21 protein-coding genes are annotated in these 24486 nt (G+C 70.2%); 12 read left to right on the top strand and 9 right to left on the bottom strand.

The window, feature by feature from the left end:
- Positions 1-194: 194 nt before the first annotated feature.
- Both ACGFJ2_RS28385 and ACGFJ2_RS28380 read right to left on the bottom strand, forming a co-directional pair.
- Positions 195-1412 (bottom strand): NYN domain-containing protein, encoded by a 1218-nt coding sequence (locus ACGFJ2_RS28385; protein ID WP_357957678.1) that lies wholly within the window; start codon positions 1410-1412, stop codon positions 195-197.
- A 205-nt stretch (positions 1413-1617) separates the two neighbouring features.
- Positions 1618-4701 (bottom strand): sigma-70 family RNA polymerase sigma factor, encoded by a 3084-nt coding sequence (locus tag ACGFJ2_RS28380; RefSeq protein ID WP_393473249.1) that lies wholly within the window; start codon positions 4699-4701, stop codon positions 1618-1620.
- A 218-nt stretch (positions 4702-4919) separates the two neighbouring features.
- On the opposite strand from ACGFJ2_RS28380, the gene pyrE reads away from it, so the two are divergent.
- Positions 4920-5453: an orotate phosphoribosyltransferase gene (gene pyrE, locus ACGFJ2_RS28375; protein ID WP_357653568.1), complete on the top strand. Its 534-nt coding sequence runs from the start codon at positions 4920-4922 to the stop codon at positions 5451-5453.
- Between the two features lie 18 nt (positions 5454-5471).
- Here pyrE and ACGFJ2_RS28370 read toward each other — a convergent pair whose 3' ends face one another.
- Positions 5472-5873 (bottom strand): hypothetical protein, encoded by a 402-nt coding sequence (locus tag ACGFJ2_RS28370; RefSeq protein WP_358180184.1) that lies wholly within the window; start codon positions 5871-5873, stop codon positions 5472-5474.
- Between the two features lie 94 nt (positions 5874-5967).
- Positions 5968-6660: a DedA family protein gene (locus tag ACGFJ2_RS28365; protein WP_357957488.1), complete on the bottom strand. Its 693-nt coding sequence runs from the start codon at positions 6658-6660 to the stop codon at positions 5968-5970.
- A gap of 115 nt (positions 6661-6775) precedes the next feature.
- On the opposite strand from ACGFJ2_RS28365, the gene fbaA reads away from it, so the two are divergent.
- The 3 genes from fbaA (at position 6776) to ACGFJ2_RS28350 (ending at position 9625) form a co-directional block, all read left to right on the top strand.
- Positions 6776-7798: a class II fructose-bisphosphate aldolase gene (gene fbaA / locus ACGFJ2_RS28360; protein WP_357957490.1), complete on the top strand. Its 1023-nt coding sequence runs from the start codon at positions 6776-6778 to the stop codon at positions 7796-7798.
- Positions 7799-7832: 34 nt separating this feature from the next.
- Complete coding sequence (locus ACGFJ2_RS28355; protein ID WP_357957492.1) at positions 7833-8243, top strand: DUF3151 domain-containing protein; 411 nt, start codon at positions 7833-7835, stop codon at positions 8241-8243.
- A 98-nt stretch (positions 8244-8341) separates the two neighbouring features.
- Entirely contained in the window at positions 8342-9625 is a 1284-nt protein-coding gene (locus ACGFJ2_RS28350; protein ID WP_357957494.1) for an adenylosuccinate synthase, read from the top strand.
- 76 nt (positions 9626-9701) lie between these two features.
- Here the strand turns inward: ACGFJ2_RS28350 and ACGFJ2_RS28345 are convergent, their stop codons facing one another.
- A complete protein-coding gene (locus tag ACGFJ2_RS28345; protein ID WP_393473242.1) occupies positions 9702-10352 on the bottom strand; it encodes a GNAT family N-acetyltransferase in 651 nt (216 codons plus the stop codon).
- An 86-nt stretch (positions 10353-10438) separates the two neighbouring features.
- On the opposite strand from ACGFJ2_RS28345, the gene ACGFJ2_RS28340 reads away from it, so the two are divergent.
- Both ACGFJ2_RS28340 and ACGFJ2_RS28335 read left to right on the top strand, forming a co-directional pair.
- On the top strand, positions 10439-10855 hold the full coding sequence (locus ACGFJ2_RS28340) for a GNAT family N-acetyltransferase (protein WP_393473239.1): 417 nt from the start codon (positions 10439-10441) through the stop codon (positions 10853-10855).
- A 71-nt stretch (positions 10856-10926) separates the two neighbouring features.
- A complete protein-coding gene (locus ACGFJ2_RS28335; protein ID WP_358180175.1) occupies positions 10927-11835 on the top strand; it encodes a glycerophosphodiester phosphodiesterase family protein in 909 nt (302 codons plus the stop codon).
- A gap of 4 nt (positions 11836-11839) precedes the next feature.
- Here ACGFJ2_RS28335 and corA read toward each other — a convergent pair whose 3' ends face one another.
- Positions 11840-12949 (bottom strand): magnesium/cobalt transporter CorA, encoded by a 1110-nt coding sequence (gene corA / locus ACGFJ2_RS28330; protein WP_357957501.1) that lies wholly within the window; start codon positions 12947-12949, stop codon positions 11840-11842.
- Between the two features lie 372 nt (positions 12950-13321).
- Here corA and purD point away from each other — a divergent pair, with 372 nt between their 5' ends.
- From purD to ACGFJ2_RS28305, 5 genes are all read left to right on the top strand, one after another.
- Positions 13322-14542, top strand: coding sequence for a phosphoribosylamine--glycine ligase (purD, locus tag ACGFJ2_RS28325; protein ID WP_357957503.1), 1221 nt, complete (start codon positions 13322-13324; stop codon positions 14540-14542).
- On the top strand, positions 14539-15375 hold the full coding sequence (locus ACGFJ2_RS28320; RefSeq protein ID WP_358180172.1) for a phosphoribosylaminoimidazolesuccinocarboxamide synthase: 837 nt from the start codon (positions 14539-14541) through the stop codon (positions 15373-15375). Before purD ends, ACGFJ2_RS28320 begins: the two co-directional genes overlap by 4 nt.
- Positions 15376-15453: 78 nt before the next feature.
- Entirely contained in the window at positions 15454-16719 is a 1266-nt protein-coding gene (gene murA / locus ACGFJ2_RS28315; RefSeq protein WP_357957507.1) for a UDP-N-acetylglucosamine 1-carboxyvinyltransferase, read from the top strand.
- A gap of 201 nt (positions 16720-16920) precedes the next feature.
- A complete protein-coding gene (locus ACGFJ2_RS28310) occupies positions 16921-18210 on the top strand; it encodes a GTP cyclohydrolase IIa (RefSeq protein ID WP_357957509.1) in 1290 nt (429 codons plus the stop codon).
- 246 nt (positions 18211-18456) lie between these two features.
- A complete protein-coding gene (locus ACGFJ2_RS28305; protein ID WP_393473231.1) occupies positions 18457-19392 on the top strand; it encodes an EamA family transporter in 936 nt (311 codons plus the stop codon).
- Here the strand turns inward: ACGFJ2_RS28305 and ACGFJ2_RS28300 are convergent.
- Together ACGFJ2_RS28300 and hisC are read right to left on the bottom strand one after the other, a co-directional pair.
- A complete protein-coding gene (locus ACGFJ2_RS28300; protein WP_357957512.1) occupies positions 19389-20225 on the bottom strand; it encodes a nitroreductase/quinone reductase family protein in 837 nt (278 codons plus the stop codon). The two genes, ACGFJ2_RS28305 and ACGFJ2_RS28300, sit on opposite strands and share 4 nt — an antisense overlap.
- 375 nt (positions 20226-20600) lie before the next feature.
- On the bottom strand, positions 20601-21662 hold the full coding sequence (gene hisC / locus ACGFJ2_RS28295; RefSeq protein WP_357957514.1) for a histidinol-phosphate transaminase: 1062 nt from the start codon (positions 21660-21662) through the stop codon (positions 20601-20603).
- A 160-nt stretch (positions 21663-21822) separates the two neighbouring features.
- Between hisC and ACGFJ2_RS28290 the strand changes: the two genes are divergently transcribed.
- Entirely contained in the window at positions 21823-22737 is a 915-nt protein-coding gene (locus tag ACGFJ2_RS28290; protein WP_393473226.1) for a MerR family transcriptional regulator, read from the top strand.
- Here the strand turns inward: ACGFJ2_RS28290 and ACGFJ2_RS28285 are convergent, their stop codons facing one another.
- The gene (locus ACGFJ2_RS28285) at positions 22738-24195 is read right to left on the bottom strand and encodes an SDR family oxidoreductase (protein ID WP_357957518.1); all 1458 of its coding nucleotides are present in this window, start codon (positions 24193-24195) and stop codon (positions 22738-22740) included.
- Positions 24196-24486: the final 291 nt, after the last annotated feature.

The raw sequence follows: 24486 nt of genomic DNA, 5'->3' as shown, positions 1-24486 counted from the left end.
GCGCCGTCCCTTGCCACGGTGCGAGAGACGCCGTCCCGTACGAGATGCGCTGTGCCTTTGTCCGTACGAGAGACGCCGTCTCATGTGCGTCCCCGAGGCTCATGTGCGTCCCTGAGGCGCTGAGATCGTTCTCAGAGGCGCCGCTGGCGTCTGGACGGCAGCGGCGGAGGTCCGGCCTCAGGGAGCGCGTCAGGCTAGTGTCTGGCGCGCTCCAAGGCGTCCCAGAAGCCGCGGCGCAGCGCGTGGCGTACCTCGTCGTGCAGCAGGAAGTCGATCGGCAGGGACGACCCCTGCAGCAGGCGGGCCTCCAGATCGGAGGGCATCCGCGGCTTGCGCGCGAGCACGGCCTCCAGCCACAGGGCCGGCGCGTCGCGGGCCACGGACTCGCCGAAGTCGTGCCCCTCCCGATGGGCGGCCTTGACGGCGTCGGACAGCGTGGTCGCCCCGGCCGTGGCCGCCGAGGGCTGCTGGGAGACCGGCGCGGGCTGCGGGCCGGTGTAGGCGCCGAGCTGCGAGGGCTGGTAAGTGCCGTTGGACTGCGGCGGCGGGGGCTGATAGGTGCCGTTGGACTGCGACGGCGGCGGTTGGTAGGTGCCGTTGGACTGCGACGCGAACTGCCCGGTCGTCGGCGCCTGCGGCTGCTGCGGGATGGGTCCGGTCACCGGGGCGGCCGACGGCGTCGGATCCGGCTGGTAATTGGCGTAGCTGGGCGGCGACTGCTGGCCACGTCCCGCCGATGGCATCGCGCCGTTGGCACCGGACTGGCTCGCCCGGTCGGCGGCGTGGCTGCCCCCGCTCGGCTGGGCGGGCGGCAGCTCCCGCTGCGCGTGGCCGTTGCCGGCCGACTGGTGATGTCCGTTGGACGCCTCGATGGCGCCGGCCACCACGTTGACGTAGGGGCGCAGGTGGACGCCGCCCAGCTCGATGATGTCGTCGCTCTCCTGCATGAGCGTGCGCGAGACCGCCCAGCTGCCGTCCACCGCGATGTGCACCACGGTCACCCGGACGCCGAGGTCCTGGGCGTCGCTGACGACCTGGGCGAGGTCCTCGTCACCGCTGACCACGACGGCGTCGCAGATGGCGCTGTTGCGGGCGAGGGTCATCAGGTCGCGGTGCACCTGGGCGTCCACGCCCTCGCGCCGACCGGGGCGGATGCGCGAGAGACGGAGCTTGAGGCCGGGGATGTCGGCGAGCACCTCGTGCTCCGGCGTACGGCGGCCTTCGACGGTCGCCTCGTACCAGTAGCACCGCAGCATCGGCAGGCCGGTGCGCTCGCGCGAGAGGTTCGACAGGAGCTGCAAGAGCCCTGGATAGTCCCAGGCCACGGCTTCACGATGGCGGGTGCCATGCACGGCCATCGCGCCGTCGGCCAGCAGATAGCCAGCGTCCACGAACAGCGCGCAGCGATCCACTGACACGGCCCCTTTCCTGGTGGTCCGACCTAGCAGACTGTGCACCGTCAGAGCCGGATTCGCGGGCGGCCCTCTCTCAGGGTAATGAAAGCGGGTGATCGCGCGAGGTTAATCCCGACGATTCGCCCCTGCCCTGACCATACGCCGGTGCGTCCGGGCTGACCGTACCAATATGTCGGACTTTGGTCACTATCGTGCACGTACGTCACGACCGTGCACGCACGCTGACGGCGGCGATCGCGAACAACACCACATCCTTCCGCGTATCGATGGCCAGCGCCGGGTCATGGCCGAGTTCGCCGCCGAACGTGTCGACGTCGACACCGAACGTCATCCCTTTGGCGCCGTTGGACGAGCCGTCGAAGACGTTGTCCGCGTCACGGTCGCCTCCTGCGGGGGTGAGCGGCCCCGAACCCAGAGAGAGCCGATCACCGTCGAGATCGGCATCACCGCCCCAGGTCACCACCTCGATCCGAGCAGGCACCAGCCCGCCCGACGGAACCCGCCTGGACGAGCCTCCGGAGACCGGGCGCCTGCTCGGGACTCGCGCGCGCACGGCCACAGGGGCCACGCTCCCTTGTGGGCGTCCCGGGCCTCGCGCGAGTTCAGGCGCGGAGACCAGCCCGTCCAGCGGGATCCGGGCCTGACCCGCCTCACCGCCGATGACGGTCGGTGTGTCGAGCACCACGGCGTGGCTGTACGGCTCGGTCGGATCGGTCGCGATCACCACCAGACTCCATCCGGCGTGCTGCGCGACCCCCTCCCCCATCGGCGGATCGGCCGCCCACCACGTGCCCTCCTGCCTGACACTCCCGACCAGCCCGGTCACGTCGGCGAACGCCTGGTAGGCGGGCCCAGAGGGCAACTCGCGGACCGTCACCTGCTCGGGCCTGATGAACAGGTAACGCCGCCGACCCGGCGGCCGCAGTCTGATCGGCCCCGTGTTCTCCCCACTGGCCGACCAGTAGAGGCCCGCCCACACGACCCGACCGCCCGGGGGCAATCGCAGCATGGCGCCGCTGGAGGCGTACGTATCCGGCACCCCATCCCCGTCGACGACCGCCATGGGCCACAGCTCGTCGTCCCGCCTGTCGCCCTCCCGCCGCCGGGCCTCCGCGCAGCCGTCGCGCTCCAGCGGGCAACTCAGGAGCGAGTTGCCGACCGCCCTGACCGTCACCTTGCCGTCGGTGGCAAACCTGGCGGGCATGCCCTCCCGCCGTACCCCGGCCGCTGACCGCGCCCCGATCCGCAGCGAACCGGACGTGATCCGCACAGCGGGCCCGTCACCCTGGGGCGCCTGGGCGGCCACCTGAACGCGCAGAAACACGGCGGTGCGACGACGCGCCTCAAGCGGCCCCCTGGCACACACGGCGCCGTGCCCGGCCGGGCGACAAGTCCAGCCATCCAGGGTCCCAACGGGCGTAACCATCGCAACACCGTGACCGTAGCCACCGGGCTGGATCGGCGCCCCACCCGCCGCGACACTGTGCTCGTAGGCACCCGGCTGGATCGGTGCGGCGCCGTCCCCGTCGCCGCCCCGCTGGATCGGTGCCGCTCCGTGGTCGGAACCGAGCGGGCGGGTCAGGGTCACGCCTGCGGCGGTGCCATGACGGTTATCGCCCGATGGGATCAGCGTGACGCCTGCGGGCAGGTCCACGGTGGCCGTGAGTTCGGCGGTCGGGGCGTTGCCCGAGTTGCGGAGTCGTAGCCCGATGATGCCGGGCTGGTCGCGGACCAGTGCGCCGAGCACGCCGATCGTGGCGTGCAGGCGCGCCCGGTGCCCCCTCGCCGCCGACGGGGTGTCCGGCCGACCGGGAGGAACCCGCGTGGGCTTGTCGGCCGGTCGTACGGGCGGCGGCCCCGCTGACGCGACGGGCTTGGCGACCGGCCTCGGCATCGGCTCCTCGGCCGAGACCAGCGTGAACGCGGCGGCGGCCGCGACAGCGGCGGCGGTACCACCCGCCACCGCCGCCTGTGCGTACGTGGGCACGCCCCGAACCCAGCCGAACACACGCCTGGGCACGCCCCGAACCCAGCCGAGCGCGGGCCTGGGCCGGCCCCGGACACAGCTGAGCACGTATCTGGGCAGGCGCCAAAGCTGGCCAAGCGCACATCTGGGCGCCCGGCGCACCCGGCCGAGCACCTGCCCGGACGCTCGCCACACCCAGCCGAACACGCGCACAGGCGCCTGCCACACCCGACCGAGCATGTACGCGGCCACCCGCCGCGCCCAATCGGACACCTGCCCGGACGTCTCCCGCGCCCTCCCGAACAGCCGCCCGGGCGCGCGCCCCAAGCGGCCCAGTGTGCCCGGAAGGCCATCCGGGGCGTCGCTCGGGGTTCTCTCCTTGGCCAGTGCCGCCGCGTAGCCCGCGAAGACCGGCCCCGTGATCAGGGGTCCGATGATGACGCGTAGCCCCCGGCTCACGTCCGTCAGTTCCAGCAGGACCGCGCGGCATTCGGGGCAGCCGCTCACGTGCTCGTCCACCGCCTTGGAGTCGCGCCTGGCCAGCACGCCCCGGACGTAACGGCTCATCTTGCCCAGCGCCAGCCGGCACGTGTGGGGCGGTGGCGCGGCCAGGTGCGTCTGCAGGTACGCCTGGCGCAGGCCCGCGAGAGCCCGGCGAGCGAGGTCGGTGACGCCGTTGGCTGACAGGCCGAGCAGCGGGGCCACATCGGCGGGCGGCAAGTGCTCGACCTCGGTGTGCCAGAGCACCGCCCGCCACCGCTCGGGCAGCGACAGGAACGCCTTGGCGATCAGCGATCGTTCGAGGCCGATGAGTGCCGGGTCGATGAAGGGCACACCGGGATCGACCGGCTCGATCCCGCCCATAGCCGCCTGCCGCTCGGCCCCGCCCACGGCCGCCTGGCACTCGCCCCCACCCACGGCCGCCCGCCGCTCTGTCCGGCCTATGACCGCCTGGCCCTCGATTCTGCCCAGGATCACCTGGCGTTCGATCCCGCCCGTGGTCGCCTGGCGTTCGACCCCGCGCAGGGCTATCTGGCCGTCGGCCACCCGCGTACGGTCATAGACGGTGCGTCGCACAACCGTCAGCAGGTACGTTCTGAAGCCCGCCGAAGGACCGCCGCCACGGCCGACGAGGTCGAGGATCTTGGTGAACGACTCGGCGACCACGTCGTCGGCCTCGGCCTCACCCCTGACGAGCTGGCGGGCCAGCGAGCGCGCGGCGGCCACGTGGCGGTCGTGGAGCTCGCGGTAGGCGGTGGCGTCGCCGGCTCGGACCGCGTGGAGAAGATCCGCATCGCTCTGCGGCGATTCTGCACTCATAGTGACCTCACGATTACCCAGAGTTTACTTCCGAGCATTCCGCAGCCACCGTCCCGGCTAAACCGCAGGGCCGTGTTTACCTTCCGACGCCCCTCTCGGCCCTCCCGGCGGCACTCCAGAGCCTCCGGCGGCCCGCTCGGACCTGGCCGTAGGTGGACCTCCTGGCCGGCCGTACGCGGGCCGCCTGGACGTACCGCGAGGACCCTAAGCTGGGACCCATGACAGACCGCGACAACCTGCTCGCCGAGATCAAGAAGAAGGCCGTCGTGCACGGCAAGGTCGTGCTCTCCTCGGGCCAGGAGGCCGACTTCTACCTGGACCTGCGCCGGATCACGCTCGACGGGGTGGCCGCGCCCCTGGTCGGCAGGGTGATGCTCGACCTGACCAAGGACCTGGAGTACGACGCCGTGGGCGGGCTGACGTTGGGCGCCGATCCCGTCGCGACCGCGATGATGCACGCCGCCGCCGCGCAAGGGCGCCCGCTCGACGCGTTCGTGGTGCGCAAGGCGCAGAAGGCGCACGGCATGCAGCGCAGGATCGAGGGTCCGGAGGTCAAGGGTCGTCGCGTACTGGCCGTCGAGGACACCTCCACGACCGGCGCCTCCCCGCTGACGGCCGTCGAGGCGCTGCGTGAGGCGGGCGCGGAGGTGGTCGCCGTCGCCACGATCGTCGAGCGCGGCGCGGCGCCCCGAATGGCCGAGGAGGGGCTCGACTACCGCTCCGCGTTCACGCTCCAGGACCTCGGGCTGTGAACACCTCCCACGCCCCGTTCACGCCCGACGACTCCGGACTGTGAACGCCTCCCGCGCGCCGGCCTTGCCCTGCGCGCGGGGCTTGCCGTTCTCGGTCACCACGACCGTGGCGGCGTCGCTGAGCACCACGTCGAGCTCGGGTTCGAAGTAGCTGACCTCTTCGCCCCTGCTCATGTCGCGATATTGCAGCACATCACCGCCCGGCACGCGGACCGTGACGAGGGGGCAGGTGTCCGCTACGCACTCGATGCGGACGGTCGGCACCTGGGCACTGGCCTGCGGCTGGGCCGCGACCTTCCCGCGTTCGGGCTGCTGCTGCCGCGTGTCGAGCGAGGTGAGCAGCGCGCGACCGCCGACGACCAGGAGCGTCACCACGGCCACCGCCGCCAGAACGGCGAGCGCGAGGCGGGCGAGGCCCATCGGATCTGACCTGTGGCGTCCCACAAGGGGGAGCGTACTCGTAGGCTGGGTCGATCTCGATCACTAAAAGATCGCTGAACGATCGTCAGTGGGATCAGCGCACGCGGTGGTGCTTGCCGTTGGGCTCCGGTAGTTGCTTGCCGGCCCTGCGGGTCTTCACGACCTCGACGATGATCGGGATCAGCGAGATGAGCACGATGAGGAAGACACCCGGCAGGATGTACTTGTCGATCTTGGTCGGATCGACCTGGTTGCCGAGGAAGTGGCCGATCAGCAGCATGCTCTCGACCCACAGCACGCCACCGACCACGTTCCACAGAAAGAACGTGCGGGCCGGCATCTCCAGGACGCCGGCGACCGGATTGAGGAACGTGCGGACGATCGGTACGAAGCGCGCGATGATCACCGCTCTGGCCGGGCCGAACTTCACGAAGAAGTGCTCGGCCTTCTCCACATACTCCCTCTTGAACAGCCGTGAGTCCGGCTTGTCGAAGAGTCTCCTGCCGATCTTGACCCCTATGAGGTGGCCGAGTTGGGCGCCCGCCACCGCGCACAGCGGCGTGGCGATCAGCAGCACGGGGAAGGACAGCGGCTCGATGCCAATCCCCTTCGCCGCGGCGGCGGAGCTGAAAATGCCCGCGGCGACGAGCAACGAGTCACCGGGCAGGAAGAACCCGATGAGCAAGCCCGTCTCGGCGAAGATGATCGCCAGAACGCCGACGGTCGCGAAGGCGCCGAGCATCGTCAGCCACCACGTCGGGTCCAGGAGATTGGAAAGCCAGTCCACGGGGTGAGCCTACCCGTCGCGAACGGCCTTGGCCGCCGCGCGTTGTCTCTACCACGCGGGGTAGCGGAACGGGATACTGGGCTGCGCGAAGCCGTACTTCTCAGGGAGATGAAGCATGCCTATAGCAACCCCAGAGGTCTATGCCGAGATGCTCGACCGCGCGAAGGCGGGCGGATTCGCCTACCCGGCGATCAACGTGACCTCTTCCCAGACGCTCAACGCCGCGCTCCGCGGCTTCGCCGAGGCCGGGAGCGACGGCATCGTCCAGGTGTCGACGGGCGGCGCGGAGTTCCTGTCCGGCGCCACGGTCAAGGACATGGTGACGGGCGCGACGGCGCTGGCCGAGTACGCCAGGGTGATCGCCGCCAAATACCCGGTGACGGTCGCGCTGCACACCGACCACTGCCCCAAGGACAAGCTCGACGGCTTCATGCGGCCGTTGATCGACATCTCGCTGGAGCGGGTCTCCAAGGGTCTCGACCCGCTCTTCCAGTCGCACATGTGGGACGGCTCGGCCGTACCCCTGGAGGAGAACCTGGAGATCGCCAAGGAGCTCATCGACAAGTGCCACCGCGCCAACATCATCATGGAGATGGAGATCGGCGTCGTCGGCGGCGAGGAGGACGGCGTCGTCGGCGAGATGAACGAGAAGCTCTACACCACGACCGAGGACGCGCTGGCCACGGCCGAGGCCGTGGGGCTCGGTGAGAAGGGCCGCTACCTGCTGGCCGCCACGTTCGGCAACGTGCACGGCGTCTACAAGCCGGGGCACGTCAAGCTGCGGCCCAGCGTGCTGAAGGAGATCCAGGACGCCGTCGGCGCCAAGTACGGCAAGGACAAACCGTTCGATCTGGTCTTCCACGGCGGTTCCGGGTCGGCGATGGAGGAGATCCACGAGGCGATCTCCTACGGCGTGGTCAAGATGAACGTCGACACCGACACCCAATACGCCTTCACCAGGCCGATCGCGGACCACATGTTCCGCAACTACGACGGCGTACTCAAGGTCGACGGCGACGTCGGCAGCAAGAAGGCCTACGACCCGCGCGCCTACGGCAAGGCGGCCGAGGCCGGCATGGCGGCCCGCGTCGTCGAGGCCTGTGAGCACCTGAAATCCGCTGGGACGAAGATCTCCTAGCCACTGCGGCGGCTCGGCGGGTATGACTTGTCCTATGGATAACCTTCTCGCCGGGCCGCCCCCGACTCAACTGCCGGACCTGCCCGAGGCCAGGGAGGCGCTGGAAGCCGGCGCCAAGGCCGCCGACGTGGCGGCCCGTTTCCCCGCCTACCCGGCGGCCTGGGCCACGCTCGCGGAGGAGTACTTCGCGCAGGGCCACGCCGTCACCTCCTACGCTTTCGCGCGCACCGGCTACCACCGCGGGCTCGACCAGCTCCGCCGGAGCGGCTGGAAGGGGCACGGTCCCATCCCCTGGGAGCATGAGCCGAACCGCGGCTTCCTGCGCTGCCTCTACTCGCTCTCCAGGGCCGCCCAGGCGATCGGCGAGAAGGACGAGGCCGAACGATGCTTGCAATTCCTCAAGGACAGCAGCGAGAGCGCCTATGACGCGCTGGCCAAGAACTAGCACTTGGGACGAATAGGCCGACTCGGGTAGTCTCTCTACGCAAGAGCCCCTGTCGCACTTGCGCCAGGGGTTTCGTTTTGTGCTCGGGAGACTGAACCATGCCGGCTGCCGTTCTCGTTGGTGCCCAATGGGGCGATGAGGGCAAGGGCAAGGCCACCGACCTCCTCGGTGGCGACGTCGACTACGTCGTCCGCTACCAGGGTGGCAACAACGCGGGTCACACCGTGGTCATCGGTGACCAGAAATACGCACTGCACCTTCTGCCCACCGGAATCCTGTCGCCGCACGTCGTGCCGGTGATCGGCAACGGGGTCGTCATCGACCCCGGGGTCCTGCTCAGCGAGATCGACGGGCTGGCCGCGCGCGGCATCTCCGCCGAGCGCCTGCTGATCTCCGCCGACGCGCACCTGATCATGCCCCACCACAAGGCGCTCGACAAAGTGACCGAGCGCTACCTGGGCAAGGCCAAGATCGGCACGACGGGCCGGGGCATCGGCCCCGCCTACGGCGACAAGATCTACCGGATGGGCGTACGCGTCCAGGACCTGCTCGACCCCGGCATCCTGGCCAAGAAGATCGAGGTCGCGCTGACCGAGAAGAACCAGGTGCTCACCAAGGTCTACAACCGGCGCGGCATCGAGGCCGAGGCCGTCGTGGAGGAGTACCTGGGCTACGCCGAACGCCTCAAGCCGCACATCGCCGACACCTCACTGGTGCTGAGCCGGGCGCTGGACGAGGACAAGTTCGTGCTGCTGGAGGGTGGTCAGGGCACGCTGCTCGACATCGACCACGGCACCTACCCGTTCGTCACCTCCTCCTCGCCGACGGCCGGCGGCGCCTGCGCCGGGTCCGGCATCCCGCCGATGCGGCTCACGAAGGTGATCGGCATCCTCAAGGCGTACACCACCCGCGTCGGTTCGGGCCCGTTCCCCACGGAGCTTGAGGACGAGATGGGCGAGTGGCTGCGCAAGACCGGCGGCGAGTACGGCGTGACCACCGGCCGCAACCGGCGCTGCGGCTGGTTCGACGCGGTCATCGCCCGCTACGCGACCAGGATCAACGGGGTCACCGACTTCTTCCTCACCAAGCTGGACGTGCTGTCCGGGCTGGAGCGGATCCCGGTGTGCGTCGCCTATGACGTCGACGGCACGCGGCACGACGAGATCCCGATGACGCAGACGGACTTCCACCACGCCAAGCCGGTGTACGAGGAGTTCCCCGGCTGGCAGGAGGACATCACCGGCGCCAAGACCTTCGACGACCTGCCGCCCAACGCGCAGTCGTACGTGCGGGCGCTGGAGGAGATGAGCGGCGCGCCGATCTCCGCGATCGGCGTCGGCCCCGGCCGCGACCAGACGCTGGTGCTCCGCTCGCTCGTCTGACCCAACCGGTTCACGGGTACGGCCGGCACCGCGTCGCCGGCCGTACCCGAACGACCGTAAAAAGCCCCCCAGGACGTCAGGAGGCGGCCAGGACGGCAGCGGTCATCGGGGTGCGGGTCGTCCAGCCGATGCTCCGGTAGAGGGCCTGACCGGCGGGAGTGGCCACCAGGATGCCCGTCCTGGCGCCACGCGAGGCGGCGGTGTCGGCCAGGGCCGTCATGACCACGCGGCCCAGGCCGCGGCGGCGGTGGTTCGGGGCGGTCTCGACCTGGTCCACGACCGCCGTACGCCCGGTGACCGCGATCTGCCCCCGGGCCGCGATCTCGCCCGCCGCCGTGAGCAGGCGGGCCACGGTCACGTCCGACCGGGTGGTGACGGCCAGCGTGTAGCCGTCGGGAGCCTCGACCCGGCCCCGCGACAGCGGCCCCGTCATCATGAACTCCGGCTCGTCGATGGACCACGCCGGCGTGAGCCAGGGGACGACCGCCTCCGCGGATGCGCAGAGCTTGAGCCAGGTGCCCGGAGTGCTGATCGTCTCGGCCAGCAACCGCAGGTCGCCGGGGGTGGGCGCGGGCAGCACGTGGCGGGCGACGTGGCCGGGCTGGCCGACGTCCACTCGCAGGCCCCATGGCTCCCGTACGGGCCGCGGCGCGCTGCGCGAAACCACCCAGCCGTCGACCCAGGCCTGGACGATTTCCGGCCGGACCGTTTCGAGTGCCTCCGTCATGACCGCCAGCTTATTGCCACAGAGTCGCATTTATCGACCTAATAAATGCCGTGCGTGGCGCGGCGACCTGCGCTTACTCTCCGGGCATGGAGATCCGTCGTGCCACCGAGCCCGAGGTCGTCGAGGCGGCCGGTCACCTCTTCGACTCCGCTCCCCTACCGGAGGCCACCGCGAAGTTCCTGGCGGACGAGCGCCACCACCTGCTCATCGCCTACGTGGACGAGACCCCGGCCGGGATGATCACCGGGGTCGAGACCACCCACCCCGACAAGGGGACCGAGATGTTCCTCTACGAGCTCGGCGTGGACGAGTCCTTCCGTGGCCGGGGCATCGCCAGGGCGCTGGTCGCGGCCCTGGAAGGGCTCGCTCGCGAGCGCGGCTGCCACGGCATGTGGGTGGCGACGGACGAGGGCAACGAGGCGGCCCAGGCCACGTACAGCGGCGCGGGCGGGGTACCTGAGAAGGACCAGGTGGTCTATGTGTGGACGTTCAGCCAGGAATAGCCATACCCACCACAAAAAGGGCGCGGCGTGGCACGTCGTGCTCGTGGCGCGCGGCAGGTAGTGTCCCCGGTGTGCGCGTTGAGATTCACGGTCATCGGGGAGCGAGGGGCCTCTGGCCCGAGAACACTCTTCCGGGGCTGAGCCGCACGATGGAGCTCGGGGTGCACGCGCTCGAGTTCGACGTCGCGCTCACCGCCGATCGGCGGCTCGTGTTGACGCACGACCTCACGGTCTCGGCCGTGACCAGTGCCGACACGCGGCCGATCGCGAAGGACGACCCCCACTTCCCCTATGTCGGCAAGCCGATCAACTCGCTCGGGCTGGCGCAGCTGCGCATGCTCGATGTGGGCGTACGGCTGCCCCGGCACGCCGACGATCCCTTCGCGCTGACGCAGCGGCCGATGCCGGAGACCCGGATGCCCACGCTGGGCGCGGTGCTCGGGCTGGTCAACGCCTATGAGGCCGAGGACGTACGCCTGCATGTCGAGCTCAAGTCCGACCCGACCAGGCCGGAGCTGACGGCCGATCCCGAGCTGTTCACCGAGATGGTGCTCGAGGAGTTCGACCGGCACGGCAGGCTGGACAACGCGGCGATACTCAGCTTCGACTGGCGGATCATCGGCCACGCCGCCCGGCTGGCGCCGGGCACGCGGCGCTTCGCGCTGATCGAGCTCGACACCCTGCACTGGAACGGCCCGCTGGGCGACGACATCCCGGCCGCCGCCCGCGAGGCGGGGGCCACGACGCTGTCGCCCGAGCACGTGATGGTGAATGAGGACCTGATGGCCCAGGTGGCGGCGGCGGGGCTGGACGTGGCGGTCTGGACCGTCAACGACAAGGCGCTGGCGGCCCGGATGCTGGACCTGGGGGTGGCGGGGATCGTCACCGACTACCCCGATCGGATGCGCGAGCTGTGGCGGGAGCGCGGACTGCGACTGCCCGACCCCGTCGGCCCGCTCAAGCGGCCCGTCGGAGTCTGACGGTCTAAAGCCAGCCGTTGCGGCGGAAGCCTCGGTGCAGCAGGACGCAGGCCGTGATCATCACACCGAGGACCGCCGGATAGCCCCACACCTGGTTGGTCTCGGGCATGAAGTCGAAGTTCATGCCGTAGATCCCGGCGATCATCGTCGGCACGGCCAGAATGGCCACCCAGGACGAGATCTTGCGCATGTCCTCGTTGGCCAGGGCGTTCGAGCGGGCCAGCGCCGCCTGCAGGATCGAGCTGCACAGTTCGTTCGACGACTCGACCTGCTCGCACACGCGGGAGAGGTGGTCGCCGACGTCACGGAAGTATTCGCGCATCTCCGACGGGATCACCCGGCGCTGCGGCAGCGCGGCCAGCGGGGCCTGGAGCGGCGTGACGGCCCGCTTCAGCTCCAGCATCTCCCGCTTGAGCTGGTAGATGCGGTTGATGTCGCGGGAGCTGACGTCGGCGAAGACGGTCGCCTCGACCTCTTCGAGTTCGAGCTGCATGAGGTCGGCGACCTGCAGGTAGCGGTCGACGACGTGGTCGGCGATGGCGTGCAGCACGCCCGCCGGCCCGCGGTTCATCAGCTCGGGCTTGTCCTCGAGCCGCTCGCGCACCTCGGTGAGGGGACAGTGCCGGCCGTGCCGTACGGTCACCACGAAGTCGACGCCGAGGAACACCATGATCTCGCCCGTGGCGATGATCTCGCTGGTGGCGGTCAGCTCGTCGTGGTCGAGGTAGGCGATGGACTTGAGCACCATGAACAGGGAGTCGCCGTAGCGCTCGACCTTGGGGCGCTGGTGGGCTTTGACCGCGTCCTCGACGGACAGCGGGTGCAGGCCGAACACGCCGGCCAGCCACTCGACCTCGGGGGCGGCGGGCTCGTGCAGGCCGACCCAGACGAACGCCTTGGCGCCGTCGGAGCGGCTGTTGTGCTCGCGGACCAGCTCGAGCGACTCCTCGATGCCCGGGGCGACGACCTTCTCGCCCTTGATGTAGGCGCCGAACTCGACGATGGAGTCAACGGGAGGCACGCAGACCTCACGCAGCGGCTTGGTGAGCTGGCGCGAGACATGCGGCTGTGCGGGGTGACGGGTGGTGCGACGGAAAAGCGTAGACGTGCGCATGGCAGTCCCTTTCCGCCCGACCTGGCACGCTCCACGCGCGACGAAAAGTCACCTCAATCAACGAAAGTACGTGGAGGCACGATCAGGCTGCCGGATTGGAGTGGTCGGGGGCATACACGGTGTACGTGGGTGAGCACGTACTGCTGGGATCACCAGGTTTCATCCCGGACCACCTCCAATCACAAGAGATGCCATAAAGCCGCCCTAAGTTACCACAGGCGGATGGACCCGACTGACGATACTCTCCGACGGGTCCTGACAGGAGGTAGAACTCCACAAAGATTCCCGCCTATTCCCACATTTCGAGTGCCCACGCTGGTCTGACGCGGGTGCGCCGGGCGGCCGTCCGGCCGTCCCTGCCACAATGGGGCGGTGCGCGTTCTAGTCATCGGCTCCGGCGGGCGTGAACACGCCCTGTGCCGCTCACTCATGCTCGATCCCCAGGTCACCGAGCTCCACAGCGCCCCCGGCAACGCGGGCATGGAGGAGATCTCGGCCCCGCATCCGGTCACGGCCACCGATCCCGCCCAGGTGACCGAGCTGGCCCTACGACTCGGCGCCGACCTGGTGGTGGTGGGCCCCGAGGCGCCCTTGGTGGCGGGCGTGGCCGACGCGGTGCGCGCCGCGGGCATCGCCTGCTTCGGTCCGTCGAGCCGGGCGGCGATGATCGAGGGCTCCAAGGCGTTCGCCAAGGAGATCATGACGGCCGCCGACGTCCCCACGGCCAGGGCGCGAGCCTGCGTCACGCCCGAGGAGGCCGCTCAGGCCCTCGACGAGTTCGGCGCCCCGTACGTGGTCAAGGACGACGGGCTGGCGGCGGGCAAGGGCGTGGTCGTCACCGGCGACCGGGAGCAGGCGCTCGCGCACGCGGCGGCGTGCGAGCGGGTGGTGATCGAGGAGTTCCTCGACGGGCCCGAGGTCTCGCTGTTCGCGCTCTGCGACGGCAAGACGGCCGTGCCGCTGCAGCCCGCCCAGGACTTCAAGCGCGCCTACGACGGCGACGAAGGCCCCAACACCGGCGGCATGGGCTCCTACACCCCGCTCACCTGGGCCCCCGAAGGGCTCACCGAGCAGGTCATGCGCGAGGTCGTCCAGCCGACGATCGACGAGCTGGCCCGGCGCGGCAGCCCGTTCCAGGGCGTCCTGTACGTGGGCCTGGCCCTGACCGCGAAGGGGCCGAAGGTGATCGAGTTCAACGCGCGCTTCGGCGACCCGGAGACCCAGGTGGTGCTCGATCGCCTGGAGACGCCGCTGGCCGGGCTGCTGGCGGCCTGCGCCACCGGGCGGCTGAGCGAGCATCCGGCGCCGGTGTTCCGCGCGGGGTCGGCGGTCGCCGTGGTCGTCGCGGCCGAGAACTACCCCGACGCCCCGGTCAAGGGCGACGTCATCGAAGGGCTCGACCCCATCGGCGGCGCCTACGTCCTCCACGCCGGCACGAAGCGGGTCGACGGCCAGGTTCTCTCCGACGGCGGGCGGGTGCTCAACGTGGTCGGCACCGGCCCCGACCAGGAGACGGCCCGCCGCAACGCCTATGAGCTGGTCTCGCGCATACGGCTGCGCGGCTCGCACCACAGGACGGACATCGCCCGATGAAGCACCTGCACTCCGGCAAGATCCGCGATCTCTACCAGACCGACGACGGTCAGCTGCTGATGGTCGCCTCCGACCGGATCTCGGCCTTCGACTACGTGCTCGAGTCCGAGATCCCCGACAAGGGGGCCATCCTCACGCAGATGTCGCTGTGGTGGTTCGAGCAGCTGGCCGACCTGGTGCCCCATCACCTCATCGGGCCGGGGCCCGACTCCCGCAGCGTGCTGTGCCGGCCGCTGTCGATGGTGCCCGTCGAGTGCGTGGCGCGCGGCTACCTGACCGGCTCGGGCCTGGTCGACTACCGGCGCGAAGGGGCGGTCTCGGGGATCGAGCTGCCGCCGGGCCTCGAAGACGGGTCCCGGCTGCCCGAGCCGATCTTCACGCCCTCGACAAAGGCCCCGGTCGGCCAGCACGACGAGCCGATCTCCTTCGAGCGGGTCGTCGGCGACGTGGGCGCGGAGACGGCCGAGGAGCTGCGCCGGATCACGCTCGCCGTCTACACGCGCGGCGCCGAGATCGCCCGCGAGCGGGGCATCATCCTGGCCGACACCAAGATCGAGCTGGGTCGCGACGCCGACGGTGTGCTCACGCTGGGGGACGAGGTCTTGACGCCTGACTCGTCACGATTCTGGCCACTTGACCAGTGGCAGCCGGGACGCTCCCAACCGTCATTTGATAAGCAATATGTAAGGGATTGGTTGTTGTCGCCCGAATCGGGATGGGACAAAAGCTCCGGAACTCCCCCACCTCGCCTTCCCGACAAGGTAGTGGAACAGACCAGACAGCGTTATCTGGAAGCCTACGAGCGCGTCACTGGAGCTCCCTTTAGGGGATGATTCGGCTGGGGCAGCAGTGGTTAGCGGCTACTCTTGGCCCGGTCCAGCTCAGACCGAGACCTCCGAGGAGCCGCACGAATGGTCCGTTACCGCGTGCGCGGTGGCAACCCACTGCGTGGAACCGCCTTCATCCAGGGCGCGAAGAACGCCGTGCTGCCCATGATCGGTGCGGCCCTGCTTGCCCCCAAAGGCCGCACTGTCCTGCGCAACGTACCGATCATCGAGGACGTGCGGCGGGCGGTGGAGCTGGCCGAGGCCATCGGCGCGTACGTCGAGCTGCACGAGGCCGAGCGCACCCTGGTGATCGACGCCTCCCGGCTGACCAGCGCGGTGCTGCCCGCCGACATCGCCAGGCGCTTCCGCGGCTCGGTCCTGTTCACGCCCGCCCTGCTGCACCGGCTGGGCGAGGCGATCGTGGAGGGGGTCGGCGGCTGCAATCTCGGCAGTCGCAACCTCGACTTCCACTACCTGGGCTACAAGCGGCTGGGCGCGGTCGTCGACGAGGGCGAGACGGTCATCCACGTCAAGGCGTCCGGCCTGACGGGCGCGACCCTCTACCTCGACACCCCCTCGCACACCGGCACCGAGAACCTCATCATGGCCGCCGCCCTGGCCAAGGGCACCACCGTGATCGAGAACGCGGCGCTGGAGCCCGAGGTGCTCGACGTCATCGACATGCTCACCAAGATGGGCGCGCGGATCAGCGGCGGCGGCACCGGCTTCATCACCGTCGAGGGCGTCGACGAGTTGCAGGCCGTGGAGCACACCGTGATGCCGGACCGGCTCGACGCCGGTGTGTTCGCGATGGGCGCGGCGATCACCGGCGGCGACCTCAGCCTCGTGGGCACCGGCCTCGACCTGGGTGTCGTCCGCTACAAGCTGGAGCAGATGGGCGTCGACTTCGCCCGGCCCGGCGCGGTTCTCCACGTACGGTGCGAGCGGCCGCTGCGGCCGATCAACATCATCACCGACACTTACCCGGGCTTCGCCACCGACCTCCAGTCCCCGATGATGACGGTCGCCGCCTTGGCCGACGGCACCAGCTACATCCACGAGCGCATCTTCGACGGCCGCTTCGCGCTGGCCGGCGAGCTGAACAAGATGGGCGCCGACGTGGAGGTCGAGGGCAGCAGGGCGATCGTCAGGGGCGCCACCCCGCTGAAGGGCACCCGGGTGACGGCGCACGACCTGCGTTCCGGAATCGCGCTGGTGCTGGCCGGACTGGCCGCCGAAGGCGAGACCGTCATCGAGTCCGGATACCTCATCGACCGCGGGCACGCGCATCTCGCCGAGCGAATGCGGGCGCTGGGGGCGGACATTACACAAGAGATTTCCGACCGCTAAAAAGCGTGAGGAATACCTGCTTGAGCTGCTGATATACCTTCACAGCCAGTCAAGCAGAACGACTTTCCGGAAAAGTCGGGCGTGACATTATGGTCCCCGCGAGCGATCGTTCCAAAAGAGAGCACTGCAACAGACAGCAGGATGGGACGAACATTGGTCGAGAGGGCCGAAGAAACTCCCCGAGTGTCACGCCCGGGTGCCATGACACCGGACCTCACCATTGGTGTGGTCGGACCCCACGATCTGGTCGAGCGGGTCATGCTGATGGGGCACGCTGCTGCGCCACTTCCGTGCCGCCTTGTGGCGGCCGCCTACCGCGATGAGCAGGAGGCGCCCGACAAAGTGACGCGGCTCGGGCCCGGCGTGGACGCATGCCTGTTCGCCAGCCCGGTCCCCTACGACCTGGCCAGGCGCTCGGGTGTGCTGACGATGCCCGCGACCTACGTGCAGCTCGGCGGCGCGGCGCTGGTCGCCGCGCTGGCCAAGGCGGCGTTGGACTCGCGCATCGACCCGCAGCGGGTGAGCATCGACGTGGTGGCCAGGGCGGACGTCGAGGAGGCGTACACAGACCTCGGGATTGCCGCAACGGATGTCCACAGCCGCGACGAGCCGGGCGCCACCGGCACGATCGCGGCTTACCACGAGCGCCTGGCCCGCCAGGGATCCACCACCGGCGCGCTCACGTGCCTGCCGGCGGTCGCCGAACGCCTCCAGGCGTCCGGCGTCCCGGCCATCAGGATCAGGCCGACCTCCGCGGCCGTGCGCACCGCGCTGCACACCGCAGCGCTGCTCGGTGCGCACCACCGCCTGGAGGAGTCGCAGCTCACCGTGGTGCTGGTCGAGGTGCCGACGTTACGCGAGCCGGTACGCCGCGCCGCGCCGCGTTACTGGCGCGACGAGCTCCGGCTGTCGCTGCATCGGCTGCTGGTCCAGGAGGCGAACCGCATCAACGCCACCGTCTGGCCGATCGACGATCACAGCTATCTGGTCACCGCGACCAGGGGCTCGATCGCCGCCGCGACCGACGGGTTCAGGGTGTTGCCGTTCGCCGCCAGGATCCGCGACGAGCTGGGACTGGCGGTCGAGGTCGGCGTGGGCATGGGACGTACCACCCATGACGCGGAGTCGCACGCACGGGCGGCTCTGGCGCGTACCCAGGCCGGTAAACAGGCCCAGGGCTTCGCCGTGGACCGTGAGGGCCGAGCGCTCATCCCGGCCCCGCGGATGCCCCCTCAGGGCTCCACCGCGCTCAAGCCCAAGGGCGTGGAGGTGCTGGCCCGGCTCGCCGCCAAGCTGGAGGGCGGCGACACCGTGGTTGACGCGGAGGGTGCGGGGAAGATGCTCGGAGTGACGCCGCGTACGGCTCGGCGGTTGCTGCGCACGTTGGTCGACGAGGGACTCGCGTGGCCGCTGCCGCCCAACCGTACGCCTCAGCCTGGCCGGCCGCGCCAGCTCTACCGCCTCATCGTGGAGAAGCTCGGGCCTCGCTGATCGCGCCCAGGTACGGGTCCGCCGTCCCCCCTTCCCTTTCCTGGGGCGGCGGACCCCCTGCCTCTTCGGCCGGGTGTGTTTTTGGTCATGTGAACTAGTGATTGGCCGCGTCCGAAGAGGGTATGTATTGCGTCGCCCCCGATCGACGGGATTCGGACGGGGGCACCAAAGCCTCTCTGTCCCGTCGACTCAGCAGTCCGGGACCCGCCAGCGTTCTGTCGGGAACGCCCGCTATTGTCATGGCCTATGGCATCGGACACCCCTGACCGCCCTCCCCTGCTCGTCTGGAGCGCGCTGGTCATCGTTTATGTGGTCTGGGGTTCGACGTACCTCGGCATCAAGATCGCTGTTGAGACCATCCCGCCGATGCTCAGCGGGGCGCTGCGGTTCGTGACGGCGGCGGTGATCCTCGGCGGGTTCCTGGTCGCGCGCAAGGGCTGGGCGCCGTTCCGGATGACCCGGGCCCAGTTCGGCGGGGCCGCGCTGGTGGGGTTGCTCCTGCTGACCACCGGCAACGGCCTGCTGGCCGTGGCGGAGCGGAGCGTGTCCAGCGGGCTGGCCGCGCTGCTCGTCGCCTCCGTGCCGCTGTGGCTGGTGGTGTTCAGGATCATGGCCAGGGACCGGCCGAAGGTGCTGACGCTGGTCGGCGTGCTGGTCGGGTTCGGCGGCGTGGCGGCACTGTCGCTGAGCGGCGGTGGCGGGCCGGCGAGCACCAGCGGGATCGTGATCGTCCTGGTGGGGTCGCTGTCGTGGTCGGTCGGGTCGTTCCTGTCGGCGCGGATCCCGATGCCGGCCAACCCGTTCGCGGCCAGCACGATCGAGATGCTGGTGGGCGGGGCCGGGCTGGCCGTCACGGGCCTGTCGGTGGGCGAGCGGCTGGACGTCACGGCCGTCTCCGGACGGTCGTGGGCCGGGCTGGTCTACCTGATCCTGGTCGGGTCGCTGGTCGGTTTCACCGCCTTCAGCTGGCTGCTCAGCAACGCGCCGATCTCGCTGGTGTCGACCTACGCGTACGTCAACCCGGCGGTGGCGGTGCTCCTCGGCGCGCTCGTGGTGAGCGAGCAGGTGACCTGGCAGATCATGCTGGGCGGGTTGGTGATCCTCGTGGGCGTCGCCCTCGTGGTGTCCACGGAGCGACGACCCAAGGCGAAACGGCTCACCCCTGAAGAGGTCAGGGCTTAGGGGTTCATGGCGTTCAGGATCGGGACGAGCTCCCGTTCCTCGTAATCGAGGTGCGCTTCGAGCTCGGTCACGAGCCGATCCACCTCCGCGAGCACCTTCGGGGCGGGCGCGGCCGGCTCGCCGTCCGCGAGCAGCCCCTGAAGCTCGTCGAGGAGCCGGGAGACCGTCCCGTGCTCCTCGCGCAACCGGTCCACCACGAGGGTGAGCTCGGGATGCCGCCCTTCGACCCAAGGGAACATCCCGGCGTCCTCGAACGTGTGATGCTGATGGAGCCCCTGGCACAGGGTCAGGCAGTTGACCCGCAACTGCACGCCCAGGCCGCCGGTCCCGGACGCGGCGACCTCCTTGCGGATCAGCCGCAGCTCCCGGCGGAACGCGTCGTGCACCCGCACCAGGAAGTCACCCCCTCGCGTGCCGTCCGGAGCGCCGCCGAGCGGGGTCAGCGCGACCACGGGGATGACCCGGCTCGTCTTCGCCTGGTAGGCCGCCCAGCCGGGGTCCATCTCGACCGCCCGCGCGAAGGCGCTGTCGCGTTCCTCGTCTTCGAGGACGACCGCGTCGGCCGGGTAGGTGAAGATGCCGTCCTCCACCGTCACGCGCGGCGTGGCCAGGAGGTTGTGATACCAGGCCGGATGCTTGGGCGCCCCTCCGGCGGAGGCGATGATCAGCATGCGCTCGCCGTCCGGCAGGTAGCCGACCGGAGTGGTGTGCTGGGCGCCGGTCCTGGCGCCGGTGGTCGTCAGAAGGAGCAACCGGGCGCCGTCGAACATGGCGACCTGGCCCTGGTTGGCGCGGAACTCGTCGATGATCTGCTGATTGAAGTCTTGGGGCATGCTCTGCTTGCTCTCCAGATGTGAGAAAGGGTTACGACGGGCGGGATGCGCACGGCACGCCGTACCGGCCTCGGGCGGAGAGCCTCGATGAGCACGCGAGGGGAAAGGGCGGTCAGGCGATCACCGGACCGTCGGGCAGCACAACGGTCAGGCGATGGCCGGACCGCAGGGCAGCGCAAAGGATCGCGTGCGACGGTGGTGCCGGGCACCACCGGGCATGGGGACGACGCGCGGGCGCGCGATCAGATCAGGCGCTGCCTGTGAAGTGAGAAGTCACGACATCATCCCCTACAACCGGTGCCTCCATGCCGCCGACGTCCTCCGGCCGGCGACACGCGACAAGAGGCCCATTACACGGCCTGACCACACAAACTGTCAACTCGCCTTGAAGGCCGCCGCCGCCGCGAGGAACGTGTCGTTCGCCTCCGGGTCGCCGATCGAGACGCGGGCGCCCTCCCCCGCGAACGGCCGCACCGCCACGCCCACGGCCGCGCACGCCGCCGCGAAGTCGAGCGTGCGCTCGCCGAGCCGCAGCCAGACGAAGTTGGCCTCGGTCAGGGGGATGGTCCAGCCCTGGGCGATGAGCGACTCGCGCACCCGGGTCCGCTCCTTGACCACGGTGTCGACCCGCTCCATCAGCTCGTCCTCCGCGCGCAGGGAGGCGATGGCCGCGATCTGCGCGAGGTGGTTGACGGCGAACGGGATGATCGTCTTCCGGATGGCCGACGCCACCGCCTCGTGTCCCACCAGGTAACCGACACGCAGCCCCGCCAGACCGTAGGCCTTGGAGAAGGTACGCAGGACGCAGACGTTCGGCCGGTCGCGGTAGAGGGTGAGACCGTCGGGCACGTCCTCGTCGCGCACGTATTCGCGGTAGGCCTCGTCCAGGACCACCAGCACGTCGTCCGGGACCCGGTCGAGGAAGGCCACCAGCTCGGCCCGGCGGATCGCGGTGCCGGTGGGGTTGTTGGGGTTGCAGACGAAGATCATGCGCGTCCGGTCGGTGATCGCCTCGGCCATGGCGTCCAGATCGTGGTCCTCGCCCGCCAGCGGCACCCTGACCGACTCCGCCCCGGCCAGGTCGGCCAGCAGCGGATAGGCCTCGAACGACCGCCACGCGTAGATCACCTCGGCGCCGGGCTCACTGACGGCCTCGAACAGCTGCTGCGCCACGGTGACGGACCCCGCCCCGAGCGCGATGTGCTCGACCGGCACCTCGAACCGCTCTGCGATGGCCTCCGTCAGCTTGATCGCCCCCGGGTCGGGGTAGCGGTGGACCTGCCGCGCCCCCTCGGCGATCGCCTCGACCACGGACGGCAGCGGGTCGTAGGGCGACTCGTTGGAGGAGAGCTTGTACGAGCGGCCATCAGGAGACATGACGGCCTTGCCCGGCTTGTACGCCGGCATGGTGTCCAGAATCGAGCGGAAACGAGGCATGGCTTCACCCTAAAAGAAGCCGACCGGCAGGGCAGCATCGGGAGCCTGCTGAACAAAGTTGGCGAAACCTGCACCCGCAGGGCCATCGGCTCCGTTGTCTCCGGCGTGAGGCGGTTCGCTGCGACCGTGGAGGCGATCGTTCGAAAGAATGGGCGGAGCCATGGCTGAGCATCAGGATTCGGTGGAAACGGGATATGGCATCGGTGCCGTGTCCCGGCGGCTCGGCGTGCCCGCGGCCACGTTGCGCACCTGGAATCTGCGGTACGGCATCGGCCCGAGCGGCCGCAGCCGGGGCGGGCACCGCCGCTACGACGCCACGGATCTGCTCCGCCTGGAGGAGATGAACAGGTTGATCCGGGAGGGTGTCGCACCGGCGGAGGCGGCGCGGGCATCGCTGCGTCTGCGACCGGGGGCGGACCAGCGCGAACCGGCCGAGCCCGCCGCCCCTGGAGCCGGGGTGGCCGGGCCGGTGCCCACGACGGCGATGCTGGCCAGGGCCGCGACGAGGCTGGACGGCGGGGCCGTCGGCGCGGGGGTCACGGCCGCGATCGCGCGGCACGGCCCGGCCTGGACGTGGGAGCGGCTCGTCCTGCCCGTCTTCGCCACGATCAGCCGCCTGCAGCGCAGGACGGGGGCGGGCATCGAGGTCGAGCACCTGTTCTCCGACGGCGTCCTGGCGGCGCTGCATCCGCTGCTCGAACCGCCCGCGGCGCCGGTCAACCTCCGGCCCGTGTTGCTGGCGTGCGCGGAGGAGGAGCAGCACAGCCTGCCCCTGTACGTGGTCGGGGCCGTGCTGGCCCGGACCACGGGGGTGGCGGTGCGGCTGCTCGGCGCGCGGACGCCGTACGGGGCGCTGGCCGATGCGATCCGCACGCTGGGGCCGTGCGCGGTCTTCCTCTGGTCGCAACAGGCGCTGACGGGGGATCCGGCTCCGCTGGCGGCGCTGCCGCCGGTGCGGCCGCCGTACCGGGTGGTGGTAGGCGGTCCTGGCTGGTGGGATGGGCTGCCACGCGGAGTGACCAGGGTGGGTTCGCTCGAAGAGGCGGTGACCCGGCTGGTGGCGGCGGCGAGCTGATCAGGAGGCCGCGGTGACCAGGTTCTTCGGCAGCCGTCCGAAGATCAGCCGGTGGAAGGGGACCAGGGTCCACCAGTAGAGGTGGCCGAGGAGCCCGCGCGGGTAGAAGATGGCGCGCTGCTCGTAGACGGTTCTGCCGTCCTCCTGCCGTACGGCGAGCTCTAGCCAGGCCAGGCCAGGCAGCCGCATCTCGGCGCGCAGCCGCAGCAGGCGGCCGGACTCGATCTCCTCCACCCGCCAGAAGTCGATGGAGTCACCCACCCTGAGCCTGCGCGGGTCCCGTCGCCCGCGGCGCAGCCCGACGCCGCCGGCGATCCGGTCGAGCACGCCGCGGGCCCGCCATGCCACGGGAAGGGAGTACCAACCGTTGCCGCCGCCGATGCCCTCGATGACGTCCCACAACGCACCCGGCGGGACGTCGCTGGTCAGGGTGCGGCGGTCGATGTAGAGGCTGCCGCCGGCCCAGTCGGGGTCGGTGGGCAGGGGGTCGCTCGGGGCGCCCGGGGTGGAGGCGGAGGACCAGCGGGTCGCGACGTCGGCCTCCTTGATCTTCCGCAGGGCGAGGGCGACCGCGCGGCGGAATCCGATCAAACCTTCCGGCGGATCGGGAACGTAGGCGGCGATGTCGTGCTCGCGGCAGACCGCCTCGTTGCGCAGCGACTCCACCAGGGGTCGCGCGATGGTGGCCGGGACCGGCGTGACCAGGCCGACCCAGTGGCTGGACAGCCACGGGCTCAGCAAGGGCACCGGGATGATGCATCGCGGCGGCAACCCGGCGGCGGCCGCGTAGCCGCGCATCATGTCGGCGTAGGTCAACACGTCCGGGCCGCCGATGTCGAAGGCGCGGTCGACCTCCTCGGGGATGGACGCGCACGCCCGCAGGTAACGCAGCACGTCATGTACCGCGATGGGTTGCGTACGGCTGCGCACCCAGCGCGGCGTGGTCATCACCGGGAGCCGCTCGGTGAGGTAGCGCAGCATCTCGAACGAGGCGGAACCCGCGCCGATGATCACAGCGGCGCGCAGGACGACGGCGGGCACCCGGCAGCCCAGGAAGATGTCGGCGACCTCGGCGCGTGAGCGCAGGTGCGGTGACAGGTCCTCGTCTCCGGTGAGCCCGCCGAGGTAGACGATCCTACGTATGCCCGCCGCCTCGGCGGCGGCGGCGAAGGCCCGCGCGGACCGGCGGTCGGCGTCGGCGAAACCCTTCCCGCCACCCATGGTGTGGATCAGGTAGTAGGCCACGTCGACGCCCTCCAGCGCGGCGCGCGTGGCAGCGGCGTCCAGGGCGTCGGCCGCCACGATCTCGGTGCTGCCCGCCCAGGGCAGGTCACGCAGGCGGGCAGGGGAGCGGACCATGCAGCGCACGCGATGCCCGGCGTCGAGGAGCTCGGGCACGAGTCGCCCGCCGATGTACCCGGTCGCGCCCGTCACCAGCACTTGTCCCGATTCAGACACCCGATCGCTCCTTTCGTGCTGAATGACCTCTTGATCAGCGACGGCGAGCCGTGCATGCGCATCCGCTGATCAGGCGGGGACGTGGTCGCGCGGGCGCAGCGCGTCGGGGTAGGGCGACACGGCGATCCTGGGCCGGGTCATGCCGCCGCCGGCCGTTCGGCGACGGACTCCTGGGTGGGGATCAGGCGTCGCAGGCAGGCGCGTTCCTCGATCATCACTCCCCCAAATGATAAACGATTCAAAATCTATTCAACCTCGCCATACAGAGGGCCGACAACCAAGAACACGGAG

It is taken from the genome of Nonomuraea sp. NPDC049028 (genome assembly GCF_043197735.1).
Classification (GTDB): domain Bacteria; phylum Actinomycetota; class Actinomycetes; order Streptosporangiales; family Streptosporangiaceae; genus Nonomuraea.
This window is presented reverse-complemented; position numbering and strand designations above follow the sequence as displayed.